21 protein-coding genes and 1 riboswitch are annotated in these 23,103 nt (G+C 56.8%); of the genes, 10 read left to right on the forward strand and 11 right to left on the reverse strand.

Annotation, left to right across the window (positions count from 1 at the left end; all coding sequences use genetic code 11):
• Positions 1 to 11 precede the first annotated feature (11 nt).
• Positions 12 to 992, forward strand: a complete 981-nt coding sequence (locus tag WMW72_RS30880) for an ABC transporter ATP-binding protein (protein ID WP_341419467.1) — start codon at positions 12 to 14, stop codon at positions 990 to 992.
• 127 nt (positions 993 to 1,119) lie between these two features.
• Here WMW72_RS30880 and WMW72_RS30885 read toward each other — a convergent pair whose 3' ends face one another.
• Complete coding sequence (locus WMW72_RS30885; RefSeq protein WP_341419441.1) at positions 1,120 to 1,278, reverse strand: hypothetical protein; 159 nt, start codon at positions 1,276 to 1,278, stop codon at positions 1,120 to 1,122.
• A gap of 15 nt (positions 1,279 to 1,293) precedes the next feature.
• Positions 1,294 to 2,235 (reverse strand): phosphotransferase family protein, encoded by a 942-nt coding sequence (locus tag WMW72_RS30890; RefSeq protein WP_341419442.1) that lies wholly within the window; start codon positions 2,233 to 2,235, stop codon positions 1,294 to 1,296.
• 191 nt (positions 2,236 to 2,426) lie between these two features.
• On the opposite strand from WMW72_RS30890, the gene WMW72_RS30895 reads away from it, so the two are divergent.
• Together WMW72_RS30895 and WMW72_RS30900 are read left to right on the forward strand one after the other, a co-directional pair.
• Positions 2,427 to 7,559: an AAA family ATPase gene (locus tag WMW72_RS30895; RefSeq protein ID WP_341419443.1), complete on the forward strand. Its 5,133-nt coding sequence runs from the start codon at positions 2,427 to 2,429 to the stop codon at positions 7,557 to 7,559.
• On the forward strand, positions 7,543 to 8,220 hold the full coding sequence (locus tag WMW72_RS30900) for a response regulator (protein ID WP_341419444.1): 678 nt from the start codon (positions 7,543 to 7,545) through the stop codon (positions 8,218 to 8,220). The genes WMW72_RS30895 and WMW72_RS30900 overlap by 17 nt, the downstream gene beginning before the upstream one ends.
• Before the next feature lie 240 nt (positions 8,221 to 8,460).
• Here the strand turns inward: WMW72_RS30900 and WMW72_RS30905 are convergent, their stop codons facing one another.
• The 9 genes from WMW72_RS30905 to WMW72_RS30945 form a co-directional block, all read right to left on the reverse strand.
• Positions 8,461 to 9,663: an anhydro-N-acetylmuramic acid kinase gene (locus tag WMW72_RS30905; RefSeq protein WP_341419445.1), complete on the reverse strand. Its 1,203-nt coding sequence runs from the start codon at positions 9,661 to 9,663 to the stop codon at positions 8,461 to 8,463.
• Positions 9,660 to 10,340: a hypothetical protein gene (locus WMW72_RS30910; protein ID WP_341419446.1), complete on the reverse strand. Its 681-nt coding sequence runs from the start codon at positions 10,338 to 10,340 to the stop codon at positions 9,660 to 9,662. Before WMW72_RS30910 ends, WMW72_RS30905 begins: the two co-directional genes overlap by 4 nt.
• Before the next feature lie 21 nt (positions 10,341 to 10,361).
• Positions 10,362 to 11,534 carry an exo-beta-N-acetylmuramidase NamZ family protein gene (locus WMW72_RS30915; RefSeq protein WP_341419447.1) on the reverse strand — a complete coding sequence of 391 codons (1,173 nt, stop codon included), beginning with the start codon at positions 11,532 to 11,534 and terminating at the stop codon, positions 10,362 to 10,364.
• Positions 11,531 to 12,220 carry a hypothetical protein gene (locus WMW72_RS30920; protein WP_341419448.1) on the reverse strand — a complete coding sequence of 230 codons (690 nt, stop codon included), beginning with the start codon at positions 12,218 to 12,220 and terminating at the stop codon, positions 11,531 to 11,533. Before WMW72_RS30920 ends, WMW72_RS30915 begins: the two co-directional genes overlap by 4 nt.
• A gap of 27 nt (positions 12,221 to 12,247) precedes the next feature.
• A complete protein-coding gene (locus WMW72_RS30925; RefSeq protein ID WP_341419449.1) occupies positions 12,248 to 13,357 on the reverse strand; it encodes an ABC transporter ATP-binding protein in 1,110 nt (369 codons plus the stop codon).
• Positions 13,358 to 13,368: 11 nt separating this feature from the next.
• Positions 13,369 to 14,136, reverse strand: a complete 768-nt coding sequence (locus WMW72_RS30930; RefSeq protein ID WP_423227627.1) for a carbohydrate ABC transporter permease — start codon at positions 14,134 to 14,136, stop codon at positions 13,369 to 13,371.
• Between the two features lie 79 nt (positions 14,137 to 14,215).
• The gene (locus WMW72_RS30935) at positions 14,216 to 15,148 is read right to left on the reverse strand and encodes a carbohydrate ABC transporter permease (protein WP_341419451.1); all 933 of its coding nucleotides are present in this window, start codon (positions 15,146 to 15,148) and stop codon (positions 14,216 to 14,218) included.
• A 233-nt stretch (positions 15,149 to 15,381) separates the two neighbouring features.
• A complete protein-coding gene (locus WMW72_RS30940) occupies positions 15,382 to 16,758 on the reverse strand; it encodes an ABC transporter substrate-binding protein (RefSeq protein WP_341419452.1) in 1,377 nt (458 codons plus the stop codon).
• Positions 16,759 to 16,805: 47 nt separating this feature from the next.
• The gene (locus WMW72_RS30945; RefSeq protein WP_341419453.1) at positions 16,806 to 17,660 is read right to left on the reverse strand and encodes a MurR/RpiR family transcriptional regulator; all 855 of its coding nucleotides are present in this window, start codon (positions 17,658 to 17,660) and stop codon (positions 16,806 to 16,808) included.
• A 172-nt stretch (positions 17,661 to 17,832) separates the two neighbouring features.
• Here WMW72_RS30945 and WMW72_RS30950 point away from each other — a divergent pair, with 172 nt between their 5' ends.
• The 7 genes from WMW72_RS30950 to queF all read left to right on the forward strand — a co-directional run bounded on the left by WMW72_RS30950 (position 17,833) and on the right by queF (position 22,952).
• A complete protein-coding gene (locus WMW72_RS30950; protein WP_341419454.1) occupies positions 17,833 to 18,807 on the forward strand; it encodes a BadF/BadG/BcrA/BcrD ATPase family protein in 975 nt (324 codons plus the stop codon).
• Between the two features lie 13 nt (positions 18,808 to 18,820).
• Positions 18,821 to 19,765, forward strand: a complete 945-nt coding sequence (gene murQ, locus WMW72_RS30955) for an N-acetylmuramic acid 6-phosphate etherase (RefSeq protein WP_341419455.1) — start codon at positions 18,821 to 18,823, stop codon at positions 19,763 to 19,765.
• A 218-nt stretch (positions 19,766 to 19,983) separates the two neighbouring features.
• A complete protein-coding gene (locus WMW72_RS30960) occupies positions 19,984 to 20,199 on the forward strand; it encodes a YrzA family protein (protein ID WP_341419456.1) in 216 nt (71 codons plus the stop codon).
• Positions 20,200 to 20,326: 127 nt separating this feature from the next.
• Positions 20,327 to 20,370, forward strand: a riboswitch (PreQ1 riboswitch).
• Between the two features lie 127 nt (positions 20,371 to 20,497).
• Positions 20,498 to 21,184: a 7-cyano-7-deazaguanine synthase QueC gene (gene queC / locus WMW72_RS30965; RefSeq protein ID WP_341419458.1), complete on the forward strand. Its 687-nt coding sequence runs from the start codon at positions 20,498 to 20,500 to the stop codon at positions 21,182 to 21,184.
• Positions 21,181 to 21,624: a 6-pyruvoyl trahydropterin synthase family protein gene (locus WMW72_RS30970; protein WP_341419459.1), complete on the forward strand. Its 444-nt coding sequence runs from the start codon at positions 21,181 to 21,183 to the stop codon at positions 21,622 to 21,624. The genes queC and WMW72_RS30970 overlap by 4 nt, the downstream gene beginning before the upstream one ends.
• On the forward strand, positions 21,617 to 22,369 hold the full coding sequence (queE, locus tag WMW72_RS30975) for a 7-carboxy-7-deazaguanine synthase QueE (protein ID WP_341419460.1): 753 nt from the start codon (positions 21,617 to 21,619) through the stop codon (positions 22,367 to 22,369). Before WMW72_RS30970 ends, queE begins: the two co-directional genes overlap by 8 nt.
• Positions 22,370 to 22,454: 85 nt before the next feature.
• Positions 22,455 to 22,952 carry a preQ(1) synthase gene (gene queF, locus WMW72_RS30980; protein ID WP_341419462.1) on the forward strand — a complete coding sequence of 166 codons (498 nt, stop codon included), beginning with the start codon at positions 22,455 to 22,457 and terminating at the stop codon, positions 22,950 to 22,952.
• The last annotated feature ends 151 nt before the right edge of the window (positions 22,953 to 23,103 follow it).

The raw sequence follows: 23,103 nt of genomic DNA on the forward strand, positions 1-23,103 counted from the left end.
CGATACAACCCATGATTCAAGTGAGCCAGCTCCGCAAGTCGTTTATGACCCCAGTCGTGCGGGAAGGCAGATTCTCAGGCATACGCACGCTCTTCTCGCGGGATTACCGGATTAAGGAAGCCGTTCGCGATATTAGCTTTACGATCGGGAAAGGCGAATTTGTCGGCTACATCGGACCGAACGGGGCAGGCAAATCCACGACGATCAAGATGCTGTCCGGCATTCTGCATCCGAGCTCAGGAACAGTTTACATAAACGGAGACAATCCGCATCGCAACCGCCGCAAGGTCGCACGCCGGATCGGAGTCGTGTTCGGCCAGCGCAGCCAGCTCTGGTGGGACTTGCCGGTGAAGGATTCCTTCGACATCCTGGCCGAAATGTACAAGGTAGCTCCTGCAGACAAACGGCGAAGACTCTGGGAGCTTGCAGAGCTGCTTAGCCTGGAGGAATTCTGGCAGACGCCGGTCCGCAAGCTGTCGCTCGGCCAGCGGATGCGCGCCGATCTAGCGGCTGCCATGCTGCACGATCCGGACCTGCTGTTCCTCGATGAGCCGACCATTGGTCTGGATGTCACGGCCAAGCGCAATATCCGGCAGTTTCTGAAGACGCTGAACCTGGAGTTCGGCAAGACCGTCCTGCTGACCACGCATGATATGGACGATATCGAGGAGCTGTGCAGCCGGGTGATGGTCATCAATCATGGTGCTCTGGCCTACGATGGCACAATTGACGAGCTGCGCGGGCTGATTGGCCTGCCTACGGTCATCCGCGTAACGTTCCGCGGGACATTCTCCGTACCGGAGGAGGCATCCGCCGGATTATCCTCCCGCTTCCGGGTAACCGAGAAGACCCGGCATGGCGTTGTCATCGAGGGCAATCGCCAGGAAGCTACCGCGATGGACATGCTCCGCGAGCTGAGCCAATGGGGCGACATCGACGATATTCATATGGAGGAGCCGGAATTCGAGGATGTGATTCATCGCATTTATTAAGATTCCACTGCGTTTCTTCTATAAAATAGAACACAGCCTGCCACTTGCCATTCAAAAGGGCAGCCGCTCCGTCATCGTGCATGACGAATCGGCTGCCCTTTTACTCATGGAAGAAGAAACCGCCTATTTATTTCTTTACAAAAAAACCAATGACAATCACTATGGCACCAATCATAGCCAGGAATACCTCAGTCCCATAAATCATATTCGTTTCAGTACCCTGAATAAAAAGTGCAGCTAGAATGAAACCAACACCTAGTATCATCAGTTTTATGCTTTTCATCATTAACCATCCCCTATGCTAATCGGTAGAATGCCCGGCACGCTCCAGCAAGCTCATCGCATAGGCATCCAGTCTTGTCCGGATCAGCTCGTCCGTCAGACCGGGGAAGCCAAGCTGAGTCCAGCCCTCATACACCGTCGGAGGCCCGAACAGCATATCCGTCACCGAGACCAGATCCCAGTAAGGATCGTAGAGGAACGCCTCGCCGGCATAAGCCAGATATGCGGACAGAAATGCATCGGCAGCCTTCACACCGAATAGCTGTGCCAAGTTCACCCGGCAGTGGCCTACATCCACGCCAGCGGGTCCCCGGCACGCGTTCACCCAGTCCACGATGCCGCTGACTTGCGATCCCTCCCACAATACATTGGTCGGATGAAAGTCCCGATGAATCAGGCAGGGCTTGAAGTCAGGCTTTGGGCCCCGCACTGCCTTGAGAACGGCATGCCAGACATCGGGCCGGGAGGACCACCGCGGGAACTCCATACGCTCCACATCCTGATACGAGAAGTATGTCCAAGGAAAACCTGCTGCCTCTACCCGGTGAATCCGGGCGAGCGACTCCGCAAGTCCCCCTATCCAAAGCTCCATGCTTTCGGGCTGCAGCAAGACCGATCCCGCCAGCTTCGTCATCAATACGGCCGGCATACCCGATCGGACTCCCGTCTCGTCCCAAGCAATAATCTCAGGCGTCGGTACCACTGCTTCGCCAGCGAGCCGCAGGCTGTAAGCCTCGTGCCGGGCCAGATCGGGTTCCTCGCGCAGCCAGTCTTCATGATCGAATTGGCGCAACACCCATTCCACTTCCGTCGCGTCTTGCTTAAGCGTGATGCCATGAACCGCGGAGGATATTCCTCCATACAGCCTGCGGACATCTTGCACTTTGGCCTGTGGGCCTGCGGCTTCCAAAACCCAGGCTATAGCCCTGTCCGAAAGCTCAGCCCCCGTCCTCAACGGCATGCCATCCGCTCCTTCCATCTTTTCCTCGTAAGCAGTCAACCCATAAATTGTAATATAAAATAATTGAAATCAACAAGCGTCTTCCACAACTCTGAAAAATGAATTATACTTGCTCCTGAATCCATGTAGTTCTTTATGCCCATAAATTCCTATCTCATGTATATTTAACCTTTAACTGGAGGCTCGCATCTATGCTGGAACTGTCCGGCTATCAGACGGTAGAACAATTGGTGGAAAACACAGAGATGGTCGGTTACCGGCTTGTCCACGTTCATTCCCCCCTCAGTGTGATTGGGGTCGCTCCAGTGGACGAGCAGCCTCATGCTGCAGTTCTAGAAGCTTACCGGCGGGAATACGAGCTGCTCCGCATATTGGATGGGCGCGGCGCCGTCAAGCCGATTGGGCTGGAGTACACCCGCAGTCGTCCTGTTCTCCTCACGGAGGACTTTGGCGGTGTCCCCCTCTCCCGGCTGCTGCATCCGGGCCAAGGCCGTCGACAAGTCCGGCCCATCTTCGAATTCGGCATGGTCCAGCTGCTAACCGTTGCCGTTAGTCTGGCGAACTGCCTCAAGCAGCTTCATCGCCAGCAAGTGATCCATAACGCCATTCACCCTGAGCATATCCTGGTTAACCCGAACACGCTGGAGGTAAGGCTGAGCGGGCTTGGACACGCTACGTTCATGTCGGACCCTTCTGCGCAGCCTGCAGTGGACGGTTGGGCAACTTCTATGCTGCCTTACATCTCCCCTGAGCAGACCGGACGGTTGAACCGTCAGCCCGATTACCGCACGGACTTTTATTCGCTCGGCGTCACCCTGTATGAGTGGTTTTCCGGGCATCTGCCGTTTGAAGCGAAGGACATGCTCGAGCTTGTCCATGCCCAGCTCGCGGGCAAGCCGGTTCCGCTTTGCACGCTTGAACCGATCATCCCGGAGCCACTCTCCAATCTCGTAGACAAGTGCCTGCAGAAAGCTCCCGAGGACCGGTTCCGCAGCGCTCATGGCCTGGAAACCGACCTGCAGACCTGCCTGACTCAACTGCAGCAAACGGGTACGATCGCCCCGATGGCCTTAGCCGGCTCCGATGTGCCGGAGCAATGGCAGATGCCTCCCACTATGTACGGCCGTAGCGCGGAGCAAGCCGTCCTTCTGCAGCTGAAGGCACATATAACTGCCGGCGAATCTGAGTTGCTGCTAGTGCACGGACCTACCGGCGTCGGCAAAACCACCTTCGTCCGCGAAACGCTTCGTGGACAGATCGGGCATGGCCTATTCATCTCCGGAAAGTTCGACCCCGATCCTTCCGACACGCCTTATGCAGCCTGGAATCAGGCCATTCAGGAGCTCGTTCGTCAGCTATTGACCGGGACGGAAAGGCAAATCGAGGTATGGCGGCTAAGAATCCGGCAGACCCTTGGCGATTATGGCCAATTGCTGACTCGTCTTGTACCGCAGCTGGAACTGCTTATTGGGCCGCAGCCCGACATTCAGCCTTTGCCCCCCATGGAAGCTCGGGGCCGGTTCCACCATGTCCTGGGCTCCTTCATTCAGCTGTTCGCAGATGCCGAGCATCCGCTGATTGTATTTCTGGACGACCTGCAATGGGCAGATGAAGCCTCGCTGCAGTTTATGACTCATCTGCTGCTGAGCAGGCGTTCTCTCCACCTGCTGCTCATCGGGGCTTATCGGGAAGATGAGCTGCCGAGCCATCCCACCTTACGGCAAATGGAAGCTCTCTGGGAGTTAAGACATAAGAGGCTTGAGCGGCTTCCGATCCGTCCGCTGGAAGCAGAAGCTGTGATGGAGCTGCTGGCCGATACGATGCCTTCTGCGGCGGGAAATTTACACGAGCTGACTACCGTTGTGATGCAGAAGACGGCTGGGCATCCCTTGTTCATCAGGCCCTTCCTGCAGAACGCGTACGACCGCAAGTGGATCTTCTTCCATGAATCCACCCATAGCTGGCAATGGAACTTGAAGCGGCTGGAGGCGATGGAAGCTCCTGAGCGCGCTATTGGCCACTGGGTCGGGAGCCTGGACGATCTGCCGGCCGAGACGGTACGGCTGCTAATTTGGGCCGCCTTTCTCGGGCGCGAATTTGACCTTGAAGCACTCACACAGGTCGGCGGGCTTTCGCTTCAGGAAGCGGCGGCGGCCTTGGAACCGGCGGAACGGGGCGGATTGCTGCAGAGAGCGGAACTGCCATCTGAGACCGGCAGATTCAATTTCCAGCATGACCGGATCCGTCAGGACTGCATCAAGCTCATTCCCCAGAACGAACAGGCTCCCTACCATTATGAGGTAGGTCTCTTGATGAAAAACCGTCTAGCCTCTGCCCCCGAGACGGATACCGGACTGCATGAAACGGTCTATCACCTGAATACAGCCCTTTCCTGCATTCGGACGGCTGTAGAGAAGCAGGAGCTGGCTGAGCTGAATGCCAGGGCCGGCTTCAAGGCCAAGCAGTCGACCGCTTACGAAACCGCTATGCGCTACTACCGCCAGGCTACGGAACTGCTGGGCGAAAGCGGGTGGGAGGAGAACTTCGAGCTGATGTTTCATTGCTCCAAGGAGCAGTCCGAATGCGAGTTTCTATGCGGCTACTTGGAGACCGCGGAAAGCTTGTTCCGCCAACTGCTGGCACGGGCTCCTTCCTGGAAAGAGCAAGTGGATATTCATGTCACCATGATTCAGATGGAAAACAACAGTAGCCATTACAAGAAGGTCATCGAATTAGACAAGCAAGCGCTGCTGCTGCTCGGATTCCAGCTGCCTGCTCAGCCGAGCGCTCTGGATCTGCTGCGCATGTGGGCCAAAATCAAGTGGCGGATGCACGGTCGCAGCATCGAGTCTCTTCGTTCGCTGCCTCCGATGACGGATCCGCGGATTAAGGCAGCCTTGGTCATTCTCACCTATTCCGGCCATGCCAAGTTCATGGAGCAGAGAAACTACTGGACCTTCTCCGTTCTGACTATGATCGAGCTGACGCTGAGATACGGACAAACCGCAGAGTCCGCGATTGCCTACGTCGGGATGACGTTGATTCAATCCCTGGTCTGGAACAACTACCGGGAAGGCTACGAGTGGGGCAAGCTGGCCTCTACTATATCCGACAGCCATACCGAGCTTCGGAGCCTTGTCTCCGTCGCCTTCTCCCTCTCTTATGATAGCTGGAGGCGGTACGAGCCGGACTTGCTGGCTGAATTTTCCCTCAATGCGGAACGGGCCCGGCTGGAATCGGCCAGTCTATGGCATGTCAAGGAAAGCGCTCTGTTGAACTGCTCGCTGATGTTTCTGTTCGGAAAGCCGCTGGATGATGTATACCGGCAGCTCATCCGCAATGCGCCGGAGTTCTCGCGCAGTCCCAGCAGCAACCATTGGAACAGCATGGTGATCATGTCCAAGCTGATCGTCCGGTTGACTGGAGAAGCTCATCCGCATGATCCCTTCCTCGGTTCGGAACTGCCCATAGAAGCCGGGCTGCAGAACGACACTGAAGAGCATGACAACTTCGGATTGCAGGCACTCAGCTGTATGTATCATTATATCACCAACTATCTGTTCGGAGATATCAGGAGTGCCTATGCCTATGTGACGAAAGCTCGTGAGCTATTCCGGAGTATGAATATATCTGAATCGATATTTGAATACTCGTCGCTCGGCATGTATCATGTGTTGATTCTGTCCGTGATGTACCCTGAGGCCACTGTGCAGGAGCAGCGATCCTATCTGCGCCTCATGCGCAAGAACCGTGATTACGTGAAGAAGTATGCGGCCAAGTGCCCCGAGAATTACCAGCACAAATACCGGCTGATGGCCGCTGAGATCGCACGCATTACGCACAAGGACGAGGAGGCCGGCAGACTGTTCGAGCTCGCTTGCCTCGATGCCGAACAATTTGGCTTCACTCACGATACCGGCATCATCGCCGAATGTGCGGCCAAGTTCTACTTGAGCCGTGGCAAGCAGCAGCTCGCCAAAGCTTATATGACCAAGGCTTATGAGGCCTACGTCGCCTGGGGAGCCAAGGCCAAGGTGGCCGATCTCGCCGTGAAATACCGGCATCTGCTTCCTGTCGAACCGGCTTCCGCTGCCGGAGGCGTTGACGATCTTGCGATTATGAAGACCGTTCAGGCCATTTCTGGAGAAGTGATTATGAGCCGGCTGCTGGACATGCTGATGCGCATTCTGCTGCAAAATGCAGGCGCGGAGAACGGCGCCCTGATCTTCGAGCATGACGGACATCTGGTGATGGAAGCCTATGGAACCATCGAGGATATCCACCTGCATCCCATCCCTCTGGACCAGACGGATCTGATTTCCTCTGCTATCGTGGGCTACGTGGCCCGGACGCACGAAGAGGTCGTACTGGAGCATGCGTCGGCGCAAAGTATTTTCTCGCAAAGCCCTTATGTCCGTGACAAGCAGCTGAAGTCTGTACTATGTCTGCCGATCCTCAAGAACGGGGAGCTGGTCTGCATCCTGTATCTGGAGAACAACCTGTCCACCGGGGTATTTACCTCAGGAAGACTGGGCGTACTCAAGCTGCTCTGCTCCCAATGTGCCATCTCTATCGACAATGCCAAGCTGTACCGGAATATCGAACAGCTCAAGGACAGCCTGGAGGAACAGGTCGTGGAACGGACACGGACACTGGAGCAATCGATGCGCGAAACGGCAGCAGCCTTGGCAGAAGTATCCATTCAATCCGAACGGAACCGGATTGCGGCCGAGGTGCATGATATCGTCGGTCATACTTTGACCTCTACCATTCTGCAGATTGAAGCGAGCAAGCGGCAGTTTCACAAGGATCAGGAGGGCGCCTTCAATAGGCTGCAGGGAGCACAGGATCTGATCCGCCACGGGCTCAATGAAATCCGCCGCTCCGTGCATATGCTCAAAAGCTATTCCGACGTGGACTTTACGGACGCACTGCTCAAGCTGATCGGTCAAACCGAGCAGAATACGGGCGTCCAGGTGAAAGCCGAGCTTGCCGGGCTGCCCGGACTACTCGGCACCCATCGTCATGCCATCTATCATGCGCTGCAGGAAGGCCTGACCAACGGCATTCGCCATGGCGGAGCTACCGAATTCACCTGCTCCCTGACATACGACGGCAAATTTCTGCTGTTCAGACTGGATAACAACGGAAGAGGCTTGCAATCCGTGACACCAGGCTTCGGGCTCACGGCCATGAGAGAACGCATCGAGGCGCTTGACGGTACGCTCACGGTTTATTCACCAGAAGAGAACGGCTTCAGCCTGCGCATTGCTATTCCTCACTCGACACCACTGGAGGCACGTATACATGAAGAAGACAAGTAAGCCGTCGATTCGAATTTTGATTGTGGATGATCAGTTTCTGACGCGGGAGGGGCTCAAGACCATCCTGGATCTGGAGGACGACCTGGAGGTTGTCGGCATGGCCAAAAACGGCGCCGATGCCTGCGAGGAAGCACGGGCGCTGCGGCCGGACATTGTGCTGATGGATATACGGATGCCGGTGATGGACGGGATCGAGAGCATCAAAAGGATTAAATCCGAATTTCCGGAAATGATCATCCTGATCCTGACGACCTTCGTCGAAGAGGACTATATTATCGAAGGACTTTCCAGCGGAGCGAGCGGATATATTCTCAAGGACATGGAAGGCGACCGGATGGTCAATTCCATCCGGGACGCTGCTGCGGGTCAGTTTGTTCTTCAGGGCGTGATCGCTGTCAAGCTGGCTACCCGCCTGGCGCAGCTCAAGCAGGAGAATGGGGTTTTCTCTGCTCGCAGAGCGAGCTTATCTCTTACCGAAAGAGAGGCAGAGGTAGCACGTTTGATGATTCAGGGACTGTCCAATCGGGAGATTGGCGAGACTTTGGTGATTTCCGACGGCACCGTGCGCAACTATATCAGCACGCTTTACAGCAAGCTGGAGGTCAATAACCGCGCCGAAGCGATCGTCCATTTACTGAAAGAAACCAACATGCCAATGTAATATGACAATAATCATGACAGCTGACACTAGTTACATAGTCCCATACCCTCTATAATAAATAGGAGGAGGGGACTATTTTATGAACAGATACTATTTCCGTGAGCGATGGACTCCACTTAAGCTGATCGGAATTCGCATATTTGAAGACGATGAAGGAAAACTATGGTACAAGATGGGAAACCGCTCCCGCAAGCGGTTTCGGAGATAGCGGTCTGCTGCCCGCAAGCTAGCCCTGCCGCCTCACGGCAGAGCTAGCTTGCCCATGACAGTCTCACGGGCAGCGCCCGTTGCCGACGGCAGGTTGTTCGGCTCACCATTCAGCAAATTATTCCCGAAGATTGCGAAGCAGATCGCTTCCTTGGCATCATCCGATACGCCGAGCGAAGCGGCCGTTCGTACCTGCTGGCCAGGCAGCAGATCGCTCAGCATGCGCAGCAGGGTACGGTTATGAGCTCCGCCGCCGCTGATGACGATCTCGTCAATACTGCACCCCGGAAGTACGTAATCCCGGTAGCTCTGCGCAATACTGCGGGCCGTGAATGCCGTGAACGTAGCTATCATATCCTCATCTCGTAAGCCCGCTCCGCGCATTCTAGACATCCACTCTGTGGCGTAAGACTTCCCGAACATCTCCCGGCCCGTCGTCTTGACAGGCTTCAGCTTGAAGTAAGGATGTCTCATCATCTCACCAAGAATACCCTGATCCGGCTGTCCGGCAGCTCCCCAAGCACCGTCCGCGTCGTAAGACAGGCGTCCGCCCGACAGCTCCAGCACCGCCTGATCAATCAGCATATTTCCCGGACCTGTATCGAAGGCCGTTACCTCATGCGGCTGTGCCCCGGCAGGAAGCACGGCGCAATTGCCGATACCGCCGATGTTTTGTACAATCCGCCCCATCCGGTCGTCCCGGAACAGAATCAAGTCGCCGTAAGGCGTCAGCGGCGCTCCTTGTCCTCCGACCGCCATATCGGCCGTACGGAAGTCCCCGGCGACCGGACAGCCGGTTAGCTTGGCGATGACGGACAGATCGCCGATCTGCAGCGTAGACCGCACGCCAAACGGGTCCGTCTCCGGATCGACACTTATAGGGATATGCCAGATCGTTTGCCCGTGCGAGCTGATCAGATCGACCTGATCCACCCTCAGCCCAGCGGCTGTCGCTGCGTCCTGAGCAGCCTCGGCAAAACGCTCGGCGATATAGAAATTCATCGCACATACGTCCGGCGTGGAGGACTGGTCCGTGCTGCAGATCCGCTTGAGCTGCTCCCTTAGCTCCTCCCCGTAGGGAACGCTATGAAAATGCAGTAGTTCGGCCCGGGAAGACAGACCGCTTCCGGCGATTCTCACTACTGCAGCATCGATCCCGTCCAGCGACGTACCTGACATCAGTCCAATCACGATGCGTTCCGGCTTCTCCAGCACGCTGCGCAGCCACTTGATCATCTCAGATCTCCTCCTGTATCTGCCTGGAATGGTTCGCTTTCGCTGAACCCGCCTGTTAGACACTGCCCGAGCAAGACGCGGGCGGCGCTCTGCACCGCAAGCGGCCGGCTGTCATGGACGCTCACGAACGCGCCTACGTCAGGGACAGCGAGCGGATCATTCAGATTGCCCATCGTCACGACAATCGGGTCTTTCCCTGCGGCCTGGAACGCCTCAATCAGCTCGACCTGGTCCGCCTCCAGACAGGCATTGCAGGTGGATAGAACGATATGATCGGCATACATATTCGCACGAACGAGCTCGGCCTTGAGCTCTGCGGCCCGTCCGAATGGTATAAGCCATTCCGTCTCATCCGCTCCCAGCTCGCGCAGCGCCCGTCCAAGACTGGGCAGGCCTTCGGGTGCCAGCTCTTCATGATCAGGCGGCACGTACCCTTCAGGCTCCATAGAGAGCACATGTACCTTGCTGTGTACCGATAGCGGCAGCAGCCCGCGGTCATTCTTCATCAAACCCGTGCAGCACTCGCTCAGGAGCCGGGTATGAACCTCCGGAGACTCCTTAACCTCCCTCCAGCCTGTCTTTTCTTCCAGGTTCATGCTGCCTGACAGGGCAGCGGGGCTGGAAGCTTCTACGGCTCCCAGCCCCTTATCGAGGATCTGTCGATCCGTCGTCATCATTCATTCCTCCATTCATCCTTCTTACTTATAGATTAGGCAGGCATCACGCTCACGACCCCACTCCGCCGCTTCCCGCCCATACCGCTCCGTAATCCGTTCGAATCCATCCTTCTCCCCAAGCCGATCCGGCACCAGAGAATCCCCAGTCAGCAGCTCGATGAACCGGCGTCCTCCTTCGCGTACGGGCGGCAGAAATTCAAAGCATTCGGGATACAGCTGATGAACGGAGCGAACGAGCGCCAAGCCCGTTTTGACGGCCTCGAACCGAGGCGGATCGGTGACAAACAGTTGAACGCCCCCGCACAACTGCCCCTGATGCTTGGAGAAGGTCGGCGAGAAGTAAAGTGGGTGTGCATGCACCCCGGCGAGCCCGTAGGACGCGAACTGCCTTGCAAGACGCTCTCCATCGATCCAAGGTGCGCCGATGAGCTCGAACGGCCTCGTCGTCCCCCGGCCTTCGGACACATTCGTTCCTTCGAACAGGCAGGTCCCGGCATATACCCGTACCGTATCGATCGTCGGCACATTCGGTGAGGGCAAGATCCAGGGCAATCCGGTATCCCGATAGGTCATCCCGCGCGTCCAGCCCTGCATCGGCACCACGGTCAGTTCGCAGGGCCGGGCCATCCTTCCTTGATACCAGCGGGCGTACTCGCCGATGGTCATCCCGGTGGCATAAGGCGTGCCGGCCACCGCGCCCACCATCGATTCGTAGCCCGGCTGCAGCAAGCCGCCCTCCGCCTGTATGCCTCCGAGCGGATGCGGTCTGTCAAGGACATACAGCGGCTTGCCCGTCTCGGAGCAAGCTTCCATCATGTACACGAGCGTCGACAGATACGTGTAGAATCGGACCCCGGTATCCTGAATATCGAACAATACCGTGTCTACCTCTTCCAGCATTGCCGCATCCGGCTTCTTTCTCGTCCCATATAAGCTGTATACCGGTATGTTCAGTAGCGGGTGCCGCTCATCCTCGAACCGTACCCCCGCCTGATGTTCTCCGCGCAGTCCATGCTCGCATGCAAACAGCGCAGAAAGCCGTACCGATGGCAGTCCCGCGCACTGCTCTACCGTCGTGCGGAAGCTGTTCCCCACGCCCGTCGGATTGGTCAGCAGACCGATCCGGAGACCGCGCAGCCGATCCGCCAGCACATCCAGACGATCCGCGCCTACCGCTACCCGTGTCCTTGTCATCCGGTTACGCCTCCTATCGCTTCGCCGTCCTGAGACGGCTCTGAGCCTTCCGCAGCGTTCAGCACATTGCGGACCACTAGGTTGACATAGATCGCTGCGATCCCAGCATACAGCACGGCAAAGCCAACGACCGTTGCCGCCAGCACAACCGTCACGCAGACGAGCTGGAAGAAGGCCCCGATCGTATAGCCCGGGCGCAGCACCGTCAGCTTGACGCTGCGTCCGACTGCACGGAAGAAAGGCTCCTGGCGCTGGACGATCAGCGGTAACGTGTACAACTGGGAGATAAATACCATGACAACAAAGTACGTCTGAAAAATCGCGAGAGCCCAGTTCCACATCCCATCCCGCTGGCCGTAATACCACCAGGTGGACACGAGAATCAATATAAAGACGGAGCACATCAGCCCGAACAAGACCGCCGGTGCGAAATAACGAACCGCCCCGGCCAGCATCGTCTTCAGCCCCGCCCGCTCCCCGGCCAGCAGCCGATGCATCGCATGGAAGATTCCTGCGACGAGCGGAGCGTACAGCAGCGGAACCAGCACAAGGGCCAGCCCCGCGGGCACAAACAAAACCAGGGGTACGAGCACAAGCGAAGACACCGCACTGAACAGGAATACCTTGATCATCTCCCGGTAGACCGAGCCGCCGGCTTGCACCATGATGCCGCCAAGACTTTTCATCCGCGCTTCCCCTCCTCGGGTGATTAATTAGAACAAGATGCGTTCCTCGCTCGCCGGATCGAAGAAATGCGCCTTACTCAGATCCAGCACAAAGGTCTTCAATTGTCCAATCGTCGCAGACGTCTCCGGGTGCACCTTGGCCGTTACCGTTCGCTCGCCTACTCGGAAGTATACCAGATTTTCGGATCCAAGGTTCTCGATCACTTGGACAGCCGCCGCAAGCTTGTGATCATGCGGGACATGGAGCGCGAAGTCTTCACCGAAAATATGCTCGGGACGAATCCCCAGAACGACCGGCTTGCCTTCATAAGCTCGGAGCCCTTGGACGACATGGGCCGGCAGGTCAAACGACCGTCCCCCGCCCACAACCGCCTTCCCGCCCTCAATCACCGCATCGATGAAGTTCATCGCCGGCGAGCCGATAAATCCGGCAACGAACATATTGCTCGGATTGTTGTACAGCTCCGTAGGCGGGGCAATCTGCTGAATGACGCCCTTATTCATCACGACGATCCGCTCGCCCAGCGTCATCGCCTCGACCTGATCATGCGTGACATAGACGATCGTGGCCCCCAGCCGCTTGTGCAGCTCGGAGAGCTCCACCCGCATCTGGATACGCAGCTTGGCATCGAGGTTGGACAGCGGCTCGTCGAACAGGAACACCTGCGGATCGCGCACAATCGCGCGTCCTACCGCCACGCGTTGGCGTTGGCCGCCGGACAGCTCGCGCGGCTTGCGCTCCAGCATATCGTCCAGCCCCAGGATAGCGGACGCCGCCCCTACCTTCTGCTCGATCTCGGCGGTTGGCCTCTTCAGATTTTTCAGCCCGAAGGACAAATTTTCCCGGATGGTCATATGCGGATACAGCGCGTAGTCCTGGAAAACCATCGCGATATCGCGGTCTTTGGGATGCAGATGATTGACGATGCGATCGCCGATCATAATGTCTCCGCTCGTCTGCTTCTCGAGCCCTGCAATCATCCGCAAGGACGTTGTTTTGCCGCAGCCGGACGGTCCGACGAACACGACGAATTCCTTATCCTCGATCGTAAAGCTCGAACCGGCTACCGCCGTGAAGTTGCCCCTCTTCTCATCTTCGTACTCCTTGCGGATATTGTCAAACACAACGCGAGCCATATGATCTCCTCCTAGCCCTTAACGGCTCCAATGGTGATACCTTGCAGGAAGTATTTTTGCAAGGAGAAAAACAGCACGATCATCGGCAGGGCCCCGATCGTCGCTCCGGCCATGATGGCCCCAAAGTCCGTCGACTCGGCGAATTTGAAGCTCGCCAGGCCGACCTGAATCGTCCGCATCTCATTGCTTCGCGTTACGAGCAGCGGCCAGAAGAAGTCATTCCAATGAGCCACGAACGTGAAAATCGCAAGCACCGCGAGGCCCGGCTTAGCCATCGGCAATATGACTTTATAGAAGATTCCGAACTCGCTGCAGGCATCGATCCGCGCCGCATGAATCAGCGAGGTCGGCAGCGTGGACATGTACTGCTTCATCAGAAAAATATTGCCGACCCCTACCAGTGAAGGTAAAATAATCGCCGTGTACGTATCCCCGAGGTTAAACGTATTGATAACCAGAATATACAGCGGGATCAGCGTAACCTGAGCGGGAATCATCATTGTGGACAGCAGCACCCAGAAGATGGATTTGCTGCCCGGAAACTTCAGCTTGGCGAACGCATAGCCGGCCAGCGAAGCGAAGAATACGTTCGTTACCGTCAATACCGCGGAGACGAACAGCGAATTGAATAGCCAGCGCCAGGCCATCGTCTTGCCGAAGAAGCGTTCATACGGCGCGACCGACCAGATTTCGGGAACCATCTGCGGCTGAAAGCTGGCCGAGGCAGCGGAATCCTGGAAGGACCCGATAAACATCCAATATAACGGGATGACCGTCATAAAGGTCCAGAACGACAGCACGATAACCGCCAGAGCGATGAGGAAGGTTTTTCCTGATTGAGTCATCTGTCATCGCCCCCTAGTACTCGATATCCGTCGAGAAGTATTTGAACTGCACGATAGAGATGATAATAATCATCGCCGCCAGCACGAAGGACTGCGCTGAAGCGAGTCCAAACTCATAGTAGACAAAGGCCGTATCATAGATCAGATAAGCGATCGTAGTCGTCGCAAAGTTGGGGCCGCCCTGTGTCATCAGATAGACGCTGATGAACACCTGGAAAGACATAATGACACCAGTGACGAGCAGATACAGCGTCGTCGGCTTCAGCAGCGGCCAGGTGATCTTGGTGAACTGGGTCCAGCCGCTGGCATGGTCGATATCTGCTGCCTCATACAGCGATTTCGGTACCCCTCCCATGGCTGCCAGGTACAAAATGATGCCGCTTCCGTGTGAGCTCAGATACGTCATCAGCATCAGGGAGAACAACGCCGTGCTCGACTGCCCGAGCCAGATGACCGGCTCCAGTCCCATCAGACCGAGCACTTTATTGAACAGCCCTCCGGAGGTCGGATCGAACATCGCCAGCCATACGAGCGAGAGCGTGACCCCCGAAGCGACCGAAGGCAGATAAAGCGCAGCCTTGAAGAAGGTTTGCCACTTGGTTTTCATCTGGAAGATCAGATAGGCGAGTCCGAAGGTAATGATAATATTGACCGGGACGGTACCAATCGTAAAGTAGAATGTGTTCCTCATCGCCTTCCAGAACACGTCGTCCTGCATCAGCCGGGAATAGTTCCCAGTGCCGATCCACTTGGAGCTGAGTACCCCGTATTCCTGGAAGCTCATGATGAAGGCGGAGATAACGGGATACAGTGTAAATACCAGGAACAGCAGCACAGGTACCGCTATGAACAGGTAAGCCCAGCCGTAATCCCGCCAGAACCCGCTGCGCGGGGCACGGGCGCTTCCACCCGGCCGATTGACCGCAGTAGCCGTAGTTTGTTGCATGAGTGTCTCCTTTCCTGAAGGCCGGCGCATTCGTATCGTGGTGACGGAGCTGACGGAAAAAAAGAAAGTACAACCGGGAGGCCGGCCCTGCACGGGCTGTCCGCCGCCACGCTGCCGCGACGGACGGCTTCCCCTTTGTACTCTCTATGGATACGTCCGCATCCTGTTTCCTTTATTCTTGCTTGCTAAGGTGCCCAAGCTGGGCTAGCTAGGCTAGGCTTGGATCGGCCTGATTATTGCCCAAACATCTGCTTCCCTTTGTTCTTGAACTCCTCGGCCGCTTGCTCGGCGGTTTTCTCGCCGGCCAGCACCGCCTGGAAGTTCGGCTTCACAACTTGCTCGTTGAACTGCTTCATCTTGGCCGCTTTATCCACATCCAGGCTCAGCTCTACCGGCATCGCGATGTTTTTGGCCATAGCCTGAGCTGCGTCGATATTCACCTTGCTTGCTTTCCCCTTGCCCTCGAATTCCTTGGCCTGCGACTGGCGCACGAACGGCAGAGACAGCTCGTTGGCCGAGTTACCGGCCTTGGCTCCGCTCAGTGCTTCCATCACGAGGAAGGTGTTCTTCGCGTGCTGCTCACCCTTGTCGGATTTCTGCTTGAAGGCAACATAGCCTTCTCCGCCCATCGTCGTCTTGGCCGGCTGCTTGTCATGATGCGGCACCGGCAGGAGGATGAATTCGATCTTCTCGCCCTTCACTTTGCCCGAATCGATATCCTTGTTGCGGTTCTGAATCATCACGTCATAGTAAGGAATCGCCTTGCTGATAATCCCCGCCTGACCGGCATAGAACATCTCCGTCCGCTTCGCCGGAGCGAGCGCTGCGCTCTCCTTGGGCATGATGCCTTCCTTGACCATGCCTTGCATGAATTTCAGCGTATCGACGATCCGGTCATCATTCCACTGGAATTTCCCGTCCTTATCCAGTACATCCGGCATACCGGCATTACGACTTAGCATCTGGATGAAATCCAGGCTCGTGCCGTCCGTAATTAACCCATACTGCGGTGTACCGTCTGCCAGCTTCTTGGTCATTTTTTTGGCTGCTTCCTGGAACTCGGACCAGGTCCAGCCGCTGGCCTGGATTTTCTTCCAGTCGATACCCGCTTCCTCCAAAATCCGTTTATTGCCGCCCCATGCCCATTGGAATTGGTACAGCGGCAGACCGTACTGCTTGCCCTGAATTTGTCCGAGCTCCAGGGCGCCCGGCACGTAGTCGCCCTTGATCTCAGGCGTAATATACTTGTCAAGCTGCAGAGCCAAGCCCGTATTCACGTATTGACCGCTCACGGAGTGGAAGTACAGGTCGGGCGGATCGCCGGCATTCAAGGCTACGTCGAACTTCTTAGGACCTTCCGCCCAGGAGAGCATCTCGTATTCGACCTTGATGTGCGGATTCGCCTTATTGAAATCGGCAATCAGCAGCTTCAGATCATCCTCGTAAGTGCCGTGTACCGGATACGTCCATACTTTGACCGTGTCAGGCTTCTTGTCGTCGCCTGCGGGAGCGGCCTTGCCGGGATCGGCAGGCTTGGAGCCGCCGTTCGTACAAGCGCTGAGAGCAAGTGCGCTGATAACCATCATAGACAACCATTTGGTACGATTCATTCGAAATCCCCCTAAGTTATGTTAAGATGATAGGCAGAAACCGTAAGCTACTTGTCCAACTCCCGGATCGCCGCCCGGCTCCGTTCGAGATACTCGACGGATTGCTCGTAATTCCGGCTGGCAACCCCCAGGTACAGGATGTCAACCACGTTAAGCTGCGTAATGCGCGAGGCCGTGGCTCCGCTGCGGATCTCGTTCTCCGTAGAGGAGATGCACAGCGGAATGTGCGAATAGGCATGAAGAGAAGTATGGCCGTACTTCGTAATACTGATGGTCGTCGCGCCCCGCTGCGCCGCTTCCTTCAGCACGGCAATCACCTCGCGGGTTTCTCCCGAATACGAGATGGCCACCGCGACGTCACGGCTTGTCATCGTCACCGCCGTCGTGAGCTGCATATGCGAATCGGGGAAGGTGAAGGACATGCGGTTGATGCGCATAAACTTCTGCTGGGCATCCTGCGCGATAAGGCCCGAGGCCCCCAGTCCGAAGAAAAAGATGCGTTCGGCCCTGTTCAGCGCCTCTACTGCGCGTTCGACCGACGCTACATCCAAAATTTTCACCGTATCGCGGATCGATTGGATGTTGTTGGCCGATACGTTCTGAATTAAGGTTTCGATCGAATCATGCCGGCTGATCTCCTGATATCCTTGCTGGCCCGGAACTTGGGCCGACTCCTGCAGGTCTCCTGCAAGCTTGATCTTCAGATCCGGAAACCCCTTCAATCCCAGTGATTTGCATAACCGGACGATCGCCGCCTGACTGGAACCGCTATATTCCGCTAGCTGAGCCACCGATAATTCGATGACAGCCTTAGGCTCGCTCAGGATGTACTCCGCCACTTTTCTCTCGGATGGCGTGAGTTCATTCAGCGCTTCCCTTAACCGGACAAGTCCTCCGTTCAAATCCCTTACCCCCTCTTTATGAATTCGCTTCCATATGAGACTCATTATAAGTCGAATGAAACATAATTTCAACATATAATTTATACATAAAATTTTATTTTACATCTTGCATTGTTTTCGTTTATACTCGTATCATCATCCACACGTTACATCAGATGGCAGGAAGGTGAAGATGGTGAAGCTATTCCTAGGTGTCGACGGCGGCGGCACCAAAACAGACGTCTACGTCGCAGATAGCGCTGGGAACGAACTGGGCCGCTGCTTTGGCGGCTCCACCAACCCCCACGCCATCGGCTTCGAAACTGCCGCATCGCGGATCGGTGCTCTTCTCCTGGAAGCGCTCGCGCTTACGGGCGCAGGTTCATCTACAGGCCCGGCCGGGACAGAGCCAGTCGGCGTATGCCTGGCGTTGTCCGGCATCGATCTGCCGGCAGAGCGAGAGAACATGTCACGTGCCGTGAGCGGCTTATTACGGGCCTCAGGCATTCCCGCCAGGATGCTCGTAACCAATGATGCCGAGAGCGCGCTGATGGCTGCGCTAGGCCGTGAAGAAGGCATGCTGGCGATTGCGGGCACAGGCTCCATCGTCTTCGGGCGAACACCGGACGGAACGCGTTACCGCGTCGGCGGCTGGGGGCATCTGCTTGGCGACGGAGGCAGCGGCTACCGGCTGGGCCTCGACGCGCTGCAGGCCGTGATGCGCAGCCATGACGGCGTTGACCCGCCGACAGCAATGACCCGGCGCCTGCTGGACAGCCGGGGCTGGCATGAAATCTCCGAGCTTAAGACGTATATATACGGACCAGAGATTACGAAGCAGCATGTTGCCGAGTTCGCGCGCTGCGCCATCGAGACCGCCCGCGACGGCGATCCCTCCGCTATGCGGATTATTACACGTCATGCTGCCGAGCTGGCTGCCCAAGCGCTAACGCTAGCCGGCAAAGACCCTTGGTTTGCCGAGGGCCACTTGGGACTGAGCGGTTCGATCTTTACGCACAGCGAGCTGTACGAAGCGGAATTCCGCCAGCGGATAGCGGATGCTCTGCCTGCTCTCAAGCTACTGAAGATGCTCAAGCCCCCCAGCTACGGAGCAGCCCGGTTGGCAGCTGTCAGGCTCGCGCAGGCCGAGCCACCATCACACTTATAAAGGAGCTTACTCCATGCAGATACATCCGTTAAGTGCATTGACGACGGAGCAGGTCAATCCGCGGACGCGGCATATTGATGAGCTGCCTACCGAGCAAATTTTATCGCTGATCAATAATGAGGATCGCCAGATTGCCGATGTGCTCCAAGGTCTGATTCCGGAGCTGGCCAAGGCCGTCGATCTGATCGTCGAAGCCTTCCGCCAGGGCGGCCGTCTCTTCTACGTCGGCGCAGGATCCAGCGGACGCATAGGCATTCTCGACGCGTCGGAATGCCCACCGACCTACGGCACGCCTCCCGAGATGGTGCAGGGCTTGATTGCGGGCGGATTTCAAGCCGTCAAGGACCCTGTCGAGGGAGCCGAAGATAGCGAGGAACTGGGCGTGGCGGATATGGATGCCCATCAGATCGGACCGCGTGACGTAATCGTCGGCATCGCCGCCAGCGGCCGTACCCCTTATGTGCTGGGCGCCATGACACGCGCCCGCTCCCTCGGCGCGCGTGTCATCGGCGTATGCAATAACGCGGGCACGCCGATGGGACCGCTTGCCGATGTGTCGCTGGAGGCAGTCGTCGGTCCGGAGGTCGTGTTAGGCTCTACCCGAATGAAGGCGGGTACGGCGCAGAAACTCATCCTGAATATGCTGACCACCAGCTCCATGATCCGGATGGGCAAGGTGTACGGCAATCTGATGGTCGATGTGCAGCCCTCCAATGTCAAGCTCGTTCACCGGGCAAAGCGGATTATCCGTCTCGCAACCGATGCCAGCGACGAGCAGATCGAGCAGGCCTACGACGAGTCCGGAGGCCACGTGAAAAGCGCCATCGTCATGCTGCTTGCCGGTGTCAGCGCCGGGGAAGCTCGCGAGGCGCTGGGTGCAACAGGCGGCTTCGTTCGCAAAGCGCTGGAAAAGCTGCTGCCACGGAACGAAGCTTTGGAAGGCAAGACCGGCCTATAATGGGCATGCCCTGGTAGAATAGGAACAGATGCGGTCCCTGCGGGCCGCATCTGTTTTTGTATGGACTGACGAGATGGTCGTCCTTCCTTCATCAGCATCGGGGCTGTCTGTAGTCCTGCACAGCTTCCACTGTCGCCTAATGCCTCACATTCCGTTATAATAAGCAGGATTCAGTACATGAACTTTATACGATGAGCTAATTAAAGGAGACGAGCCCAGTGGAATTCAGGTTGGATATGATAGAGGATAAAGTAGAGTTTTTCGAAGCCTATGATTTGAGAACGCTGGAGCGCAAGGTGGATGAGCAGATTATGAACAACAAGGCGCTGCTGCTTCAGGTCGGTTCCGTCCAACATCACGCCGCGTTTGACCCCAATGCGGGTAAAATGCTATACAGCGCCGTCGTTCACTTCAAGGTCAAGTCCCGGTCGTAATCTCAGTCGGTGCCGCCCGCAACTGGCCGGGTACGCGAAGCCCAGTGCCTTGCTATTCCCAATTGTCCGCTTCTGTGCTATAGTACGGGAGAAAACTAAAGAAGAATTCTGGTATCGGCTTGTCCGGCCGGGAGAGGTTCGCGAACTCCCTCTATAAAAAACTAAGTCAAAGCGATGGCCCTGTTCAGGTATCGTCGTTTTTGCGTTCGGCGCGAAGCGGGTCTCCCGTTTCGCGCCGATTCTTTAGTCCTAAGGGAAGCACTGCCGAATCTCTTTCTTCTCCAACTCAGAGAGGAAGATGATGAAAATGAATGAATCCAAAGCCGTCGTCGTGTTCAGCGGCGGACAAGACAGTACGACCTGCCTATTCTGGGCACTCGAGCAGTACGATGCCGTGGAGGCCATTACGTTCGATTACGGCCAGCGTCACCGGCTCGAGATCGAGGTCGCATCCTCCATCGCACGCGAGCTGAAGGTGCCGCATCATGTGCTGGACATGTCCCTGCTCGGACAATTGACGCCCAATGCGCTGACGCGGAGCGATATCCCCATCGAGCAGCAGGAAGGCTCGCTGCCCAGTACCTTCGTCGACGGGCGCAATCTGCTATTCCTGTCCTTTGCCGCCGTGGCGGCCAAGCAGTTGGGAGCCCGGCATATCGTAACCGGTGTGTGCGAAACCGACTTCAGCGGGTACCCGGACTGCCGGGATGTTTTCATCAAGTCGCTGAATGTCACGCTGAACCTGTCCATGGACTATCCGTTTGTGCTGGAGACGCCTCTGATGTGGCTGAATAAAGCGCAAACCTGGGAGCTGGCGGACCGTCTCGGCGCCTTTGACTTCGTCCGAGAGAGGACCCTCACCTGTTACAATGGCATCGTAGCCGAAGGCTGCGGGGAATGTCCGGCTTGCAAGCTGCGGCGCCGCGGGCTCGAGGAATACTTGGCTGCCTATTCGCTGCCCGTACTGAAGGGGGCGGGGCAATGATCCAGCAGATCTACCCCACTGTCTCTCATCCCTATAGCTATGAATTAAATAAGGACCTGCAGTTCGCGGCGGCTCACCGCATCCCCGCCGACCAGGCCGGCAAATGCCGGGAGCTGCACGGCCATACGTACTTTGCCAACATCACGGTAGCCGGCGACGAGCTCGATGAGTCCGGGTTCCTGGTTAATTTCGCCCTACTTAAGCAGCTCATCCACGGGCGGTTCGACCATACGGTACTCAATGACGATACGGAAAGCTTCAGCGACCTGGAGGCCGATCGCTTCCCGACGACCGAGGTCGTCGCCCGCACGATCTACGAGCTTGTACAGCACCACCTAGACCAGACCGCCAATCGGCCGCGCTGCGTGCAGGTGTTCCTGCGCGAGACGCCGACCAGCTATTGCCTGTACCGGCCGAAGCCGGAGAACGCCCATGCTTGAGCTGCAGACACAGACAAGCACCCCCCGCCGCATCCCCGTGCTTGAGATCTTCGGGCCGACGGTTCAGGGTGAAGGCATGGTCATCGGGCGGAAAACGATGTTCGTCCGAACGGCCGGCTGCGACTATAGCTGCGCCTGGTGCGACTCTGCCTTTACCTGGGATGGCACCGGCAAGAAGGATATCCGTATGCTGACCCCCGAGGAGATTTGTGCGGAGCTTTACTCCATCGGGGGCGATGCTTTCGCTCATGTTACCCTCTCCGGAGGCAACCCTGCTCTGCTCCCGCAGCTTGGCTCGCTCATCGAACTGCTGCATCGGGATGGCCTGCAGGTTGCGCTGGAGACACAGGGCAGCCGCTGGCAGGACTGGTTCCTGCAGATTGACGACCTAACGCTGTCGCCCAAGCCCCCGAGCTCCGGGATGTTAACCGATTGGCTGGTCCTGGACGGCATTGTCTCGCAGCTGACCGAGCCGGGGCGCTCCTTCAGCCTCAAGGTCGTCGTGTTCGACGAGGCTGATCTGGAGTTCGCTGCGCAGGTTCATGAGCGTTATCCGCTCGTGCCGTTCTACGCTCAGGCCGGCAATGACCGGCTGCACGAGACGGAGCCAGCCCGGCTGCTCCCGTATTTGCTGGAGCGGTACCAGTGGCTGATCGACCGGGTCATGACGCATCGCGGTCTCAGGCAGGTCCATGTGCTGCCTCAGCTCCACACCTGGGTATGGGGCAATAAGAAGGGCGTTTAGCTCGTCTTCAGCTTCGTTGAGAGCCGTTCGTTCCCAGCGTCGCGCATGACCGGTAAGCTTATACACGACAAGGAGAGACAACCCTATGGCAGGAAGAACCGAACAAGAACTACAGGGCATCACCCAGCTCGGCAATCAGGGAACGGATTACCGGTTCCATTACGCTCCAGAAGTGCTGGAGGCGTTCGATAATAAGCATCCGGGACGCGATTATTTCGTCAAATTCAATTGCCCGGAATTCACCAGCCTGTGCCCGATGACCGGCCAGCCGGATTTTGCGACGCTGTACATCTCCTATATCCCCGACCTTCGGATGGTCGAAAGCAAGTCGCTTAAGCTGTATTTGTTCAGCTTCCGCAATCACGGGGATTTCCACGAGGATTGCATGAACATCATCATGAACGATCTCATTGCCCTGATGCAGCCCCGGTATATCGAGGTGTGGGGCAAGTTTACGCCGCGGGGCGGCATCTCCATCGATCCTTACTGCAACTGGGGAGCTCCCGGCACGAAATACGAGCAGATGGCCGAATACCGGCTCATGAATCATGATCTGTATCCGGAGAAGGTCGATAACCGCTAAACGAAAAAGCCTCCGGCTCCCACTTGATGTGCACCCCTTAGAATAGACATTGGAAAAACCCCTGGGTTTAGCCGATGAAATTCTAGGGGGTGCATTTTTTATGGCGATCAAGGGACAAACGTTTAAGCATTATCCAGAATCGGTGAAGGCC

The organism is Paenibacillus filicis (genome assembly GCF_038070315.1).
Lineage (GTDB): Bacteria > Bacillota > Bacilli > Paenibacillales > NBRC-103111 > Paenibacillus_G > Paenibacillus_G filicis.

Coding starts and splice junctions, on each gene's coding strand:
- WMW72_RS30940 (WP_341419452.1), bottom strand. CDS start 16,758: ATGAATCGTACCAAATGGTTGTCTATGATGGTTATCAGCGCACTTGCT.
- WMW72_RS30910 (WP_341419446.1), bottom strand. CDS start 10,340: ATGATGACGACGGATCGACAGATCCTCGATAAGGGGCTGGGAGCCGTA.
- WMW72_RS30930 (WP_423227627.1), bottom strand. CDS start 14,136: ATGACGGTCATCCCGTTATATTGGATGTTTATCGGGTCCTTCCAGGAT.
- WMW72_RS30885 (WP_341419441.1), bottom strand. CDS start 1,278: ATGATGAAAAGCATAAAACTGATGATACTAGGTGTTGGTTTCATTCTA.
- WMW72_RS30950 (WP_341419454.1), top strand. CDS start 17,833: ATGGTGAAGCTATTCCTAGGTGTCGACGGCGGCGGCACCAAAACAGAC.
- WMW72_RS30920 (WP_341419448.1), bottom strand. CDS start 12,220: ATGAAAAGTCTTGGCGGCATCATGGTGCAAGCCGGCGGCTCGGTCTAC.
- WMW72_RS30925 (WP_341419449.1), bottom strand. CDS start 13,357: ATGGCTCGCGTTGTGTTTGACAATATCCGCAAGGAGTACGAAGATGAG.
- WMW72_RS30895 (WP_341419443.1), top strand. CDS start 2,427: ATGCTGGAACTGTCCGGCTATCAGACGGTAGAACAATTGGTGGAAAAC.
- WMW72_RS30915 (WP_341419447.1), bottom strand. CDS start 11,534: ATGACAAGGACACGGGTAGCGGTAGGCGCGGATCGTCTGGATGTGCTG.
- WMW72_RS30970 (WP_341419459.1), top strand. CDS start 21,181: ATGATCCAGCAGATCTACCCCACTGTCTCTCATCCCTATAGCTATGAA.
- queF (WP_341419462.1), top strand. CDS start 22,455: ATGGCAGGAAGAACCGAACAAGAACTACAGGGCATCACCCAGCTCGGC.
- WMW72_RS30890 (WP_341419442.1), bottom strand. CDS start 2,235: ATGCCGTTGAGGACGGGGGCTGAGCTTTCGGACAGGGCTATAGCCTGG.
- WMW72_RS30900 (WP_341419444.1), top strand. CDS start 7,543: ATGAAGAAGACAAGTAAGCCGTCGATTCGAATTTTGATTGTGGATGAT.
- WMW72_RS30935 (WP_341419451.1), bottom strand. CDS start 15,148: ATGCAACAAACTACGGCTACTGCGGTCAATCGGCCGGGTGGAAGCGCC.
- WMW72_RS30905 (WP_341419445.1), bottom strand. CDS start 9,663: ATGATCAAGTGGCTGCGCAGCGTGCTGGAGAAGCCGGAACGCATCGTG.
- murQ (WP_341419455.1), top strand. CDS start 18,821: ATGCAGATACATCCGTTAAGTGCATTGACGACGGAGCAGGTCAATCCG.
- queE (WP_341419460.1), top strand. CDS start 21,617: ATGCTTGAGCTGCAGACACAGACAAGCACCCCCCGCCGCATCCCCGTG.
- queC (WP_341419458.1), top strand. CDS start 20,498: ATGATGAAAATGAATGAATCCAAAGCCGTCGTCGTGTTCAGCGGCGGA.
- WMW72_RS30880 (WP_341419467.1), top strand. CDS start 12: ATGATTCAAGTGAGCCAGCTCCGCAAGTCGTTTATGACCCCAGTCGTG.